The sequence below is a fragment of the Acidovorax sp. Leaf160 genome (assembly GCF_001424265.1).
Lineage (GTDB): Bacteria > Pseudomonadota > Gammaproteobacteria > Burkholderiales > Burkholderiaceae_C > Paracidovorax.
Window position 1 is genome coordinate 425,226 of the sequence record NZ_LMOV01000012.1, and the last position, 12,412, is coordinate 437,637.

7 protein-coding genes are annotated in these 12,412 nt (G+C 70.6%); 4 read left to right on the top strand and 3 right to left on the bottom strand.

The window, feature by feature from the left end; translation table 11 throughout:
- The first annotated feature begins 227 nt into the window (after positions 1 to 227).
- Positions 228 to 3,338, top strand: coding sequence for an EAL domain-containing protein (locus ASF94_RS08515; protein ID WP_162244632.1), 3,111 nt, complete (start codon positions 228 to 230; stop codon positions 3,336 to 3,338).
- A gap of 31 nt (positions 3,339 to 3,369) precedes the next feature.
- Here ASF94_RS08515 and ASF94_RS08520 read toward each other — a convergent pair whose 3' ends face one another.
- The 3 genes from ASF94_RS08520 to ASF94_RS08530 all read right to left on the bottom strand — a co-directional run bounded on the left by ASF94_RS08520 (position 3,370) and on the right by ASF94_RS08530 (position 9,035).
- Entirely contained in the window at positions 3,370 to 6,078 is a 2,709-nt protein-coding gene (locus ASF94_RS08520) for a bifunctional acetate--CoA ligase family protein/GNAT family N-acetyltransferase (RefSeq protein ID WP_056664305.1), read from the bottom strand.
- Between the two features lie 151 nt (positions 6,079 to 6,229).
- Positions 6,230 to 7,600, bottom strand: coding sequence for a 3-deoxy-D-manno-octulosonic acid transferase (locus ASF94_RS08525; RefSeq protein WP_056664308.1), 1,371 nt, complete (start codon positions 7,598 to 7,600; stop codon positions 6,230 to 6,232).
- Between the two features lie 46 nt (positions 7,601 to 7,646).
- Positions 7,647 to 9,035, bottom strand: coding sequence for a phosphomannomutase/phosphoglucomutase (locus ASF94_RS08530; protein WP_056664312.1), 1,389 nt, complete (start codon positions 9,033 to 9,035; stop codon positions 7,647 to 7,649).
- A 247-nt stretch (positions 9,036 to 9,282) separates the two neighbouring features.
- Between ASF94_RS08530 and ASF94_RS08535 the strand changes: the two genes are divergently transcribed.
- From ASF94_RS08535 to ASF94_RS08545, 3 genes are read left to right on the top strand one after another with little or no spacing between them, the layout of a single operon-like run.
- Positions 9,283 to 10,836, top strand: a complete 1,554-nt coding sequence (locus ASF94_RS08535) for a DNA-3-methyladenine glycosylase 2 family protein (protein WP_056664906.1) — start codon at positions 9,283 to 9,285, stop codon at positions 10,834 to 10,836.
- Between the two features lie 53 nt (positions 10,837 to 10,889).
- A complete protein-coding gene (locus ASF94_RS08540) occupies positions 10,890 to 11,456 on the top strand; it encodes a methylated-DNA--[protein]-cysteine S-methyltransferase (protein ID WP_056664315.1) in 567 nt (188 codons plus the stop codon).
- Positions 11,453 to 12,385 (top strand): DMT family transporter, encoded by a 933-nt coding sequence (locus tag ASF94_RS08545; RefSeq protein WP_056664318.1) that lies wholly within the window; start codon positions 11,453 to 11,455, stop codon positions 12,383 to 12,385. Before ASF94_RS08540 ends, ASF94_RS08545 begins: the two co-directional genes overlap by 4 nt.
- Positions 12,386 to 12,412: the final 27 nt, after the last annotated feature.

A 12,412-nucleotide genomic window follows, 5' to 3' on the forward strand; every position in this document is an offset into this window, starting at 1 on the left:
TGCCTTGCAGGGCGGCAGTGACGTCCTTCTGCAGCATCGGCCGACTTGTAAGACAATGTAGCCGTGTCGGCGGGCGGGGGACTGTGCCTGCCGGAGGCCTCGTGCTGGCGCACGATTCGGCCGGCTCCCAGCCTTCCTGAGCGGGGCGCTCCACCGCTACAGGTCATCGTTTGCCTGCGGCCCTCAGTGACTCACGACGAAGACCTTGCGGACTGGCGCAGATGACGATGAACAACAAGACAAGTCCGGCGCCGAAGCCTGGCCACGAGCGCAAGGCGCCGAGCTGGCTCGCCGCTGGCCAGCGCATGAGCCGGTCGCCGGCCTGCCAGGTGGGTCTGGCGCTGCTCGTCCTTCTGTCCCTCTTGTGGGGTGTCATCGCCTGGGATCTCCAGGCCAGCAAGGCCCGGCTGGAGCTGGAAAATTCGCGCGACACCTCCAGCCTCCTGCGGCTCTATGCGGAAGAAGTGCGCTCGTCGATCCATGCGGTCGATCTCACCATCCTGGGTTTGCGGGACCGCTGGCAGGACGAGGGCTTCACGCACTTCGCCGGACGGGTGCTGCTGCAGCAAAAGCACCTGGAGCGCGACGTCATCTTCCAGGTTGCCATCATCAACGCACAGGGAAGGCTGGCTTTTTCCAGCGCCGACCCTTATGCCGCGCCGATCGACCTCAGCGACCGCGAGCATTTCAGGATGCACCGCCGCGCCGACGCCACCGATACCCTCTTCGTCAGCAAGCCGGTGTTCGGCCGCATCACCAAGCGCTGGACCATTCAACTGACGCGGCGGCTGACCGATGCGCAGGGCCAGTTCGCCGGGGTGATCGTCATCTCGATACCGGCGGACTACTTCACCCGGTTCTCCCGCGCGGTGGATCTGGGCGAAGGCAGCGCGGTATCCATGCTGCGGAACTCGGGCGAGCTGCTGACCCGGGCACCGCCGCCGCCGCAGGGCATGGATGCCTCCATCCAACAGTTCCCTGAGCGGCTCGCGCGGATGGAACAGGGGCGCGACGAAATCGCGCCGTTCCCGGCCGTCTCCGACATCGACGGCGTGAAGCGCCTGTTCGCGGCGCAAAGGCTGCGCGAGTATGGCCTGGTGATGCTGATGGGGCGTTCGGCAGCCGTGCTCATGGAGCCCTACGAACGTCTCAGGCTGACCTATCTGATCGCAGGCAGCGTGATTTCCGCGTTGCTGCTGCTGGTGGGCTACATGCTGGTCGCCAGCCTGCGCCAGCGCGCGCGGACTCGCGAGTCGCTGGAGCGGAGCGAATTCCGCTGGAAACATGCGCTCAAGGGGGCCAGTGACGGCGTCTGGGACTGGGACATCGCCTCGGGCACGGTGTACTTCTCTGAAGACTGGCGCAAGATGCTGGGCTACGCCCCCCATGAGGTCAGCGGCGATCCGCAAGCCTGGCGGGAAGTCACCCACCCGGAGGACGTGGCAGCCACCTCGGCGGCCCTGCGCAGCTGTCTGGCGGGCGTGCGGCAGGAATACTCGGTCGAATTCCGCATGCGGCACCGGGACGGAAGCTGGCGCTGGGTGCACAGCCGGGGCGTTGTGGTGCAGCATGCGCGCGAGGTCCGGCCGCAGCGCATGATCGGCACCTTCGAAGACATCACCCAGCGCAAACTGGCGGAGGAAGCGATGCAGCTGGCGGTGCTGGTCTACGAGCACAGCCATGAAGGGCTGCTGGTGATGGACGCGGACAACGTGATCCTGTCGGTCAACCGCGCGTTCAGCGAGCTGACCGGCTACGGCGCCGAGGAGATCGTCGGCCAGACCATCGACACGCTGCTGCGCGTGGAGGGACAGGACGAGCAGCCCAGGTTCGAGACGCTGTGGCGGCAGGTCCGAGCGACCGGCGAATGGCAGGGAGACATCTGGAGCCGCCGCAAGAATGGCGGCGTCTATGCCGAGTGGCTGAGCATCAGCACGGTGTTCGACCGCGAGCAACGGCCCCATCGCCGGGTTGCGCTGTTCAGCAACCTGGCCAGCAAGAAGGAATATGAGCAGATCCTCTGGCAGCAGGCGCACTGCGACCCGCTGACCGGACTGCTCAACCGCCGCATCTTCCGCGAGCGGCTGGAGCGCGACCTCGTGCAGGCGGCGCAGGACGGCCGCTCCATGGCGCTGCTGTATCTCGACCTGGACTATTTCAAGGAAGTGAACGACGCGCTGGGCCACAGCGTGGGCGATTCCCTGCTGCAGGAAGCGGCGCAGCGGCTGCGCGATTGCGTGGCGGCGGGCGACAGCGTGGCGCGCCTCGGCGGCGACGAGTTCGCGATCACGACGGGCGCCCTGGCCCCGACCGAGCTGGCACAGGCCATCCTGCGGCGCATGAGCGAGCCTTTCGTCCTGGGGACCGAGACCGCTTTCGTGTCCGGCAGCATCGGCATCACCACCTACCCTCGGGGAGACGCGAGCGCCGAGACGCTGTTGCGTGACGCTGACCAGGCGATGTACGCCGCCAAAGCCCTCGGCCGCAATGGCTTCCAGGAGTTCACTCCGTCGATGCAGGAGTCGGCCCAGCAGCGCATGCGCCTGACCGCCGACCTGCGCAGCGCCGTGGGCGAGCACCAATTGCGTCTGGTGTATCAGCCGATCGTGCAGCTGGCGACCGGCCTGATCCACAAGGCCGAGGCGCTGGTGCGCTGGGAACACCCGGCCCGCGGGCTGGTCAGCCCGGCCGAGTTCATTCCGATCGCCGAGAAGACGGAGGTCATCCACGCCCTGGGCGACTGGGTGTTCGAGCAGGCCGCAACCAACCTGCGGCAGCTGCGCGCGTTGCATCATCCCGGGTTCCAGATGAGCATCAACACGTCGCCGGCGCAGTTCACCGGCAACCGGCAGCTCTGCGAGAACTGGCTGAGGGTGCTGCGCGAGATGGACCTCCCCGGCAGCAGCATCGCCATCGAGATCACGGAAGGCATGCTGCTGGACGCGAGCGCCACGGGGGGCCTGCGGGAACTTCTCGCCAGCGTGCAGGCCGCGGGCATCCAGCTGTCGCTGGACGACTTCGGCACGGGCTATTCGTCGCTCAGCTATCTCAAGAAGTTCAACATGGACTACCTGAAGATCGACCAGTCGTTCGTGCGCAATCTGAACGAAAGCTCCAGCGACCTGGCGCTGTGCCGCGCCATCATCACCATGGCGCATGCGCTCGGTCTGCGGGTCGTGGCCGAGGGCATTGAGACGGACTACCAGCGTGACCTGCTGAAGGGCATGGGCTGTGACTACGGCCAGGGCTACCTGTTTTCGAAGCCGGTGCCGTACGAGCGCCTCGCAGCCATGCTGCAGGACGCTCGCGGATCGCAGCAGGCCCGCGAAGCGGCCTGAAACGCCGGACGGATGGCCGGCGTGCGTCCGCTCACAGCTGGTGCACCACCAGCTTGAAGTCGCGGTCTTCCTCGAAGGCCTTGACCTCGAAGCCCAGGCGGCGCATCAATTTCAGCATGCTGGGGTTGTTGGCCAGCACCAGCCCATTGATTTCCGCCAGGCCCCGGTCGCGGGCCACGTCCATGATGCTCAGCATCAGCCGGGAGCCCAGCCCGCGTCCGTTGAAGTCGTCGGCCACCACCAGCGCGAATTCACAGCTGGACTGATCGGGGTTGGTCACATAGCGCGACACGCCCACCACCCGCTCGGTCTCGGTGACGTCGCCAGCCGCGTTCACGCTGCGTTCGCGCACCACGGCGACCAGCGCCATCTCGCGGTCGTAGTCGATGAGGGTGAAGCGGGCCAGCATGCTGGCGGGCAGCTCGGCCAGCTGCGAAATGAAGCGGAAGTAGCGGCTCTCGGGCGACATCTCCCGCACCAGCTTCTGCAGCATCTGCGCATCGTCCGGGCGGATCGGCCGCACCAGGAATTCGCCCCCGCCGCGCATCGGCCAGATCTGCTCGTAGCGCGCCGGGTACGGCAGGATCGCCAGGTGGTGGTAGCTGCTGCTCCCGCCGCTGTCGGCCCGGGCGCTGGCCGACTGGGCCGCCGTGGCCAGCACGATGCGCGCATCCACCGCGACGGCGCCCTCCTCGTCCGCGATCAGCGGGTTGATGTCCATCTCGCGCAGCTGCGGCAGCGCGCAGACCATCTCCGAGACGCGCAGCAGCACCTGCTCCAGCGCTTCGCGATGCACCGCGCTGGCGCCGCGCCATTCGCCCAGCGTTTCCGCCACGCGCGAGCGGTCGATCAGCCGGCGTGCCAGGAACTGGTTCAGCGGCGGCAGTTCCATGGCGCGGTCATCGATCAGCTCGACCATGGTGCCGCCCGCGCCGAAGGTGATGACCGGGCCGAAGGGCTCGTCGGTCACCACGCCGATGCAGATCTCGCGCCCGCGCCGGGCGCGCGCCATGTTCTGCACCGTCACGCCGTTGATCCGCGCGCCCGGCTGCAGGCGGGCCACCCGCTGGACCATGTCGGCGTAGGCGTCGCGGGCCGCCGTGCCGCTGTGGATGTTGAGCGCCACCCCGCCCACGTCCGACTTGTGCGTCACGTCGGGCGAATCGATCTTGAGCGCCACCGGAAAGCCCAGTTGCGTGGCGATCATCATCGCCTCGTGGCTGCTGCGCGCCAGGATGGTCTTGGTGACCGGAATGTGGAAGGCGGCCAGCAGCGTCTTCGATTCCATCTCGGTCAGCACGTTGCGGCGTTCGGCCAGCACGCTTTCGATGACCAGCCGCGCCCCTTCGATGTCGGGCTTGGCCAGCGCCGTGAGCGGCGGCGGCGTCTGCTGCAGCAGCTGCTGGTTCTGATAGAACGACGCGATGTTGCCGAAAGCGCCCACGGCGGCCTCGGGCGTGCGGAAGTTGGGAATCTCGGCTTCGCGCAGCACCTCGCGCGCCGGCACGACCGACTCGTCGCCCATCCAGCAGGCCAGCAGCGGCTTGCCGATGCGCGGCTTGGCCTCGGCCAGCACGGCGGCCACGGCGGCGGCATCCGCCCCCACCTTGGGCGAGAAAATGGCCAGCACGCCATCGACCTGCCGGTCGCGGGTGGCGGCCTCCAGCGCCGCGCGGTAGTGCGACGGACCGGCCTCCTCGGACAGGTCGATCAGATCGGTCAACGACGCGAGCCCCGGCAGTTGCGGCGACAGGGCCGCCACGGTTTCCGGCGCCAGCCGCGCCAGGTCGAGGTGGATCTCGTTCACCCAGTCGGCTGCCAGCACACCCGGCCCGCCGCCGTTGGTGATGATGGCCAGGCGCTTGCCCACCGGCCGGTAGCGCGAGGCCAGGCACTTGGCCGCCGAGAACAGCTCAACGAAGGAGCGCACCCGCACCGCGCCGGCCCGCCGCAGCGCCGCGTCGAACACGTCGTCGCTGCCCACGATGGTGCCGCTGTGGGTTTGCGCCGCCTCGTTGCCGGCGGGCTTGCGGCCGGCCTTCAGCACCACCACCGGCTTGGCATTGGCGGCCGAGCGCAGCGCGCTCATGAACCGGCGGGCGCTGGAGATGCCTTCCATGTACACCACGATGCTCTGCGTGCGCGCATCGTTGGCCAGGAAGTCGAGCACCTGGGCGATGTCCACGTCGGTGTTCGGCCCGAGCGACACCACGGTGGAGAAACCCACGCCGTTCTTGCAGGCCCAGTCGAGGATGGAGGCGGTGAGCGAGCCCGACTGGCAGACCAGCGCCAGCGAGCCCTCCCGCGCCAGCGGGCCTGCCGCGCTGGCGTTGAGCTGCAGGTGCGGCCGCTGCAGACCCAGCGAATTGGGGCCGAGCAGATGCATGCCCTCGCGCCGGGCGATCTGCTTCATGCGGGCGGCCTGGTCCGCGTCCAGGCCGCTGGAGAGCACCAGCGCCGCGCGGCAGCCGATGCGCCCGGCCACTTCCAGCGCTGCGGCCGCATCGGCGGGCGGCAGCGCAATGACCGCCAGGTCGGCACGGGTCTGGGCCAGGTCGGCCAGGGTGCCGCTGGTGTGGATGTCGAGAAACTGCAGCGTGCCGGCAAAGCGCTGTGCCCGCAGGGCCTGGTGCACCGCGCGGCCGCACGGCGTCAGCGTGTCGGGAGCGTCCGCCCGCCCGGCCAGCACGGCGATGGAAGTGGGGGCGAAGAGCGGGGTGAGGTAGTGTTTTTCGATCATGGACGGTGGGGCCGGGGTGGCCGGTGGAGCCTGCGCCGGCCGGGCGACGGGCCGGGCGACAGGTCGGGCGACAGGTCGGTGACTCCAGCCCGCATTTTGCGGTAACGGGGGGGCCGGGGTGGCGCAGGCCGCGCCGCTCCCCGGGGACGGCTCAGTCGCCGACCTGGGCCGGCAGGCGAAGCATCTGCACCACCGCCATGGCGCTCGACAATGCGGCCCCCCGGTGGGCGCGGGTGAAGGCCAGCGCCTCGTCCTGCGTGGCCTGCAGGCGGTCCGGGTCGTGCACCAGGCGGGTCGCGGTGGCGATGCCTTCCGCCATGTCCGCCACCCGCAGCGCCGCACCCGCCTCGCAGGCCAGGCGTGCCGCTTCGGCGAAGTTGAAGGTGTGCGGGCCGGTGACCACGGGGCAGCCGCAGGCCGCCGCCTCGATCAGGTTCTGCCCGCCCAGGGGCTCGAAGCTGCCGCCCAGCAGCGCGGCATGGGACAGGCCGTAGTAGAGCGCCATCTCGCCGAGCGAATCGCCCAGCCACACGTCCGCCGCGCCGGGCGACGCCGCCCAGTCGCTGCGGCAGGACACCGTCAGCCCGGCGCCTTCGATCAGCTGGCGCACGTCGGCAAACCGCTGCGGATGGCGCGGCACCACCAGCCACTGCACGGCGTCGTGGTGGTTTGCTATGCTTTCAATAGCATCGAGCGATGGCGTATCAAGCGCTTTCGAGCGATTTGCCATCAAGGCGTCGAGCCACAGGGCCTCTTCGCCTTCGCGGCTGCTGGCCAGCAGCAGCACCGGGCGGCCGGCCGCGTCGCGCCAGGCCCGGCCTTGCGCGAGCTGCGCCGCATCGGGCACGGTGTCGAACTTCAGGTTGCCGAACACCCCGTCCACCCGGGCGCCGGCCGCGCGCAGGCGGTCGGCATCCGCCTCGGTCTGCGCCCAGACTGCGGCCAGCCCTGCATAGGCCGGGCGCGCCAGCCAGGACCAGCGGAGGGCCCCCGCAAGCGACTTGTCGTTCAGCCGCCCGTTCGCCAGCACCAGCGGAATGCCGCGCTGGCGGCAACCCGCCACCAGGTTGGGCCAGATTTCGGTTTCCATCAGCACCCCGATGGAGGGGCGGAAGGTGTCCAGGAACCGGCCCACGGCGCCCGGCGTGTCCCACGGCTGCCAGACCTGCATGTCACCGGGGCGCAGCAGCTTCGCGCCTTCGGCGCGGCCGGTCGCGGTGCCGTGCGTCAGCAACAGGCGCAGGTGCGGCAGCAGCGTGCGCAATTCCGCCAGCAGGATCGCCGCCGCGCGCGTCTCCCCCAGGGACACCGCATGCAGCCAGATGAGCGGTGCCTCGTCGTCCGGCACGGCGTCGTTCGGCCCGGCGATGCTGTCGAGCGCAGGGGGGTAGTGCCCGAAGCGTTCGGGCACGGCCTCCAGATAGCCCGGCTCGGTCTCGCCACGGCGGCGCAGCTTGGCGCGCAGCAGCGGCTGGGCACAGACCATCAGCGCCGAATACAGCGCTCGCGCAAGGCGGCTCACGGGCAGGAGGTACTGCGAGGCGGGCTAGGTAAGGACTCGGGCGCGCTCAGTGCGCCGCGCTGCCGACCTGGGCGCCGGGCTTGACGCGTTCCAGCAACGCCAGCATCTCGCCTTCGATGCGGTGCATGGCTTCGGGCGTGTGGCCCTCGAAACGCAGCACCAGCACCGGTGTGGTGTTGCTGGCGCGGATCAGGCCGAAGCCGTCCGGCCAGTCCACGCGCAGGCCGTCGATGGTGTTGATCTGCGCGGGCGCGGGGAAGGTGGCGGCGGCCAGCGACTGCAATTCGGCCGTGAGGCGGTGCGGCTCGCCCTCTTCGCAGCTCACGTTCAACTCGGGCGTGGAATGGCTGGTGGGCAGGCCGTTGAGCACCGCGCCGGGGTCGCTTTCGCGGCTCAGGATCTCCAGCAGCCGGCAGCCGGCATAGGTGCCGTCGTCGAAGCCGAACCAGCGCTCCTTGAAGAAGATGTGGCCGCTCATCTCGCCGCCCAGGGGCGAGTCGAGTTCCTTCATGCGTGCCTTGATAAGCGAGTGGCCGGTCTTGTACATGACGGGCTCGCCGCCCGCTTCGGCGATGGCCGGCGCCAGGCGCTGGGTGCATTTAACGTCGAACAGGATGTGGCCACCGGGCACGCGCGAGAGCACGTCGCGGGCGAACAGCATCATCTGGCGGTCGGGGAAGATGTTCTGGCCGTCCTTGGTGACGATGCCGAGGCGGTCGCCGTCGCCGTCGAAGGCTAGGCCCAGTTCGGCGTCCGTGGACTGCAGCTTGGCGATCAGGTCGCGCAGGTTCTCCGGCTTGCTGGGATCGGGATGGTGGTTGGGGAAGTCGCCGTCCACCTCGGAGAAGAGCTCGATCACCTCGCAGCCCAGCGCACGGAAGATGCCGGGCGCCGACGCGCCTGCGATGCCGTTGCCGCTGTCCACCACGATCTTCATCGGGCGGGCCAGCTTGACGTCGGAGGTGATGCGCTCCGAATAGTCTTTCAGCACGTCGGCCTGGCGCACGCGGCCGCCTTCCTTCAGCTGCCAGCTTTCTGCTTCCATGGTGCGGCGCAGGCCCTGGATCTCCTCGCCATAGATGGCGCGGCCGGCCAGCACCATCTTGAAGCCGTTGTAGTCCTTCGGGTTGTGGCTGCCCGTCACCTGGATGCCGCTGCTGCACAGGGTATGGGCCGCGAAGTACAGCATCGGCGTGGTGACGGCGCCGACGTCGATGACCTCGATGCCCACGTCCACCAGCCCGGCGATCAGCGCGGCCGACAGGGCCGGACCGGAGAGGCGGCCATCGCGGCCCACCGCCACCACCGTCTGGCCTTCGGCCAGCGCCGCCGTGCCGAACGCACGGCCCAGGCCACGCGCCACCTCTTCGTTCAGGGTACTGGGCACGATGCCGCGAATGTCGTAGGCCTTGAAGATGGCGGGCGTCAGTTGCACGGGAAATTCCTTTGGATGTCGGTCGAATCGGAGGGCCGGGTGCGTCGGTGCAGCCGGCCAGCGCCCCCGCAGACTGAGGGAGCGGCAGCGCCTGGGGCGCAGTTGGCGCGGATTGTAGGCGCGGGGCGGTGCCGGTCCGGCGCGTCGCCGCGTAGGCCGGCGCCGCGAGTTGGCGGGCCGGCCACCGGCCGGGGCATGGGTCCGGAAACGGCCAGCGCGCTCGGTGCCGCAGCCTATGATCTGCCGCATGCCGCGCACCTCGCCCCGTCCTGCCGCCGAACCCGCCTCTGCGCCGGACGACGCACGCTACCTGGCGCTGGCTGCGCGCGACGCGCGTTTCGACGGCCGTTTCTTCACCGGCGTGACCAGCACCGGCATCTACTGCCGCCCGGTGTGCGGCGTGCGCACCCCGCGGCGCGAGAACTGCCGCTTCTACGACCTGGCGGCCCAGGCCGAGGCGGCGGGATTCAGGCCCTGCCTGCGCTGCCGGCCGGAGCTGGCCCCGCGCCAGCTGGTCTGGTCCACGCAGGATGCGCCGGCGATCCTGGCACGCGAGGCCGTGCGGCTGCTGGAAAGCGGCACGCTGCAGGACCCCGCCCACGGCGCCGGCCTGCAGGCGCTGGCTGCCCGGCTGGGCGTGAGCGACCGGCACCTGCGCCGGGTGTTCGAGGCATCGCTGGGCGTGTCGCCCCTGCAGTATCTGCAGACCCGCCGCCTGCTGGCCGCCAAGCAGCTGCTGACGGACACCGATCTGCCGGTGACCCAGGTGGCGCTGGCCAGCGGATTCGGCAGCGTGCGTCGCTTCAACGCGGCTTTCCAGGGCCACTACGGACTGAACCCCACCCAGCTGCGGCAGCGGGGCGCCGCCCGCGCGCCGGGCGCCACCTTGCGGCTGGCCTACCGCCCCCCGCTGGACGTGCCTGCCCTGCTGGGCTTCTTCGGGCAACGCTGCATGCCGGGCGTGGAGGAGGTGCTGGTGACCGATGCTCTGCAGGCGCTGCGCCGCACCGTGCGGTGGCCGTCTGCGGCGGGCGGTGCGGCCCCTCATGCGGGCTGGATCGACGTGCGCTTCGACCGCGCCCGCCCGCTGGTCTGGCTGCAGGTGAGTGAAAGCCTGTATCCGGTGCTGCCGCAGGTGATGGCCCGGGTGCGCGGCATGCTGGACCTGGATGCCGACCCCGAGGCTATCGACGCCGTGCTGGGCGCGGCCTTTCCCGGCACGGCCGGGCTGCGGGTGCCGGGCGCGTTCGATGGTTTCGAGCTGGCCGTGCGGGCGGTGCTGGGCCAGCAGATCAGCGTGGCGGCGGCGCGCACGCTGGCGGCGCGGCTGGCGGACCGTTTCGGCGAGCCGGTCGCGACGCCGTGGGAAGCGCTGACGCGGCTGTTCCCCTCGCCGGCCACGCTGGCGGCGGCCGAGGGAGATGCGCTCGGCGCGCTCGGCATCGTGCGCCAGCGCCAGGCGGCCATCGTTGCGCTGGCCCGGGCCGTGGATGCGGGCCGGTTGGCGCTGCATGCGGGCGCCGACGTGGCGGCCACCACCGCCGCGCTGTGCGCCCTGCCCGGCATCGGGGACTGGACGGCCCAGTACATCGCCATGCGGGCGCTGCGCTGGCCCGATGCGTTTCCGGCAGGCGACGTGGCGGTTCACGCCGCCCTGGGTCTCAAAGGCACGGCGCGCCCCGCGGTGGCCGCGGCCGCAGCGGCGGATGGCTGGCGCCCGTGGCGCAGCTATGCGGTGGTGCGGGCCTGGCACGCCGGGCCCGCCGCGTCGTCTGGCGTTGGAAAGCTCCCACATCAATAGCTACGGGCCCTTATACGACAAGCGCTAGAGGCTATTTTCACTAAGATTTCACCATGCCATTCCATCCCGACACCGTTCAAAGCCGCATCACCACTCCGCTGGGCGACGTGCGCCTGGCCGCATCGCCGCAGGGCCTGGCGGGCCTGTGGTTCGACGGCCAGCGCCACCAGCCGGTGCTGCCGCTCGATGGGCCTGCCGCCTGGCCCCAGGTGCCGGACCACCCGGTGCTGGTGCAGGCCGCGCAGCAGTTCATCGACTATCTGGCGGGGCGCCGCACGCACTTCGATCTGCCGCTGGACCTGGGTTCCGGCACGCCTTTCCAGCAAGCCGTCTGGCAGGCGCTGTGCAGCATCGCGCCGGGCGCCACGGTCAGCTACGCCGCGCTCAGCCGCCAGGTCGGCCGGCCGCTGGCGGTGCGCGCGGTGGGTGCCGCAGTGGGCCGCAACCCGGTCAGCGTGGTCTTGCCCTGCCACCGCGTCATCGGCTCGGGCGGCGCACTGACGGGCTATGCCGGCGGGCTGGAGCGCAAGGCGGCGCTGCTGCGGCTGGAAGGGGCGCTGGCGTCGCAGACCGACGCGCTGCCGCTCTTCGCCCCGGCAGCAGACAAGGCGCCGGCATGACCGCCGCCGCCCATGCGCCCGCCACCGCCGCCGCGCCGCGCTGGCTCGGCGAATTCGTGCTGCTGGCAGCGCTGTGGGGCGCATCGTTCTTGTTCATGCGCCTGGGTGCGGCGGAATTCGGCCCGTTGCCGACCGCCGGGCTGCGGGTGGCGCTGGCCACGCTGTTCCTCTGGCCGTTGCTGCTGCGCCATGGCCAATGGCCGGCGCTGCGCCGGCACTGGCGGCCGGTGCTGCTGGGCGGGGTCATCAATTCGGCGATTCCGTTCGCGCTCTACGCCTGGGCGGTGATGCACATTGCCACCGGCCTCACGTCCATCCTGAACGCGACCGTACCGCTCTTCGGGGCGCTGGTGGCCTGGGTGTGGCTGGGCGACCGCATCACCCGGCTGCGCTGGCTCGGCCTGGGCCTGGGCTTCGTCGGCGTGGCGCTGCTGGCCTGGCGCGCGCCAGCGGGGGCGGGCTTCAAGACGGCGCATGCCGCCTGGGCAATGGCGGCCTGCCTGCTGGCGTCGCTCTGCTACGCGGTGGCGGCCAGCTTTGCCCGGCGCCACCTGCAGGGTGTGCCGCCGCTGGTCACGGCCACCGGCAGCCAGCTGGGTGCGACGCTGGGCCTGGCGGTGCCGGCGATCTGGTTCTGGCCGGCGCAGATGCCGGGCCCGCGTGCCTGGGCGGCGGTGGTGGCCATTGCCGTGCTGTGCACCGGCATCGCCTACATCCTCTATTTCCGGCTCATCGCCCGGGCGGGGCCCAGCCGGGCGCTGGCCGTCACCTTCCTCGCGCCGGTGTTCGCGCTTCTCTACGGTGCGCTCTTCCTGGGCGAGGCCGTCACGCCGTGGATGCTGGGCTGCGGCGTGGTCATCATCTGCGGCACGGTGCTGTCGACCGGGCTGCTCGGCGCGGGCTCCGGCAGCCCGTCCGCCCGCCGCTGACAGAGAGCGCACCGTTTCGGCCGGACC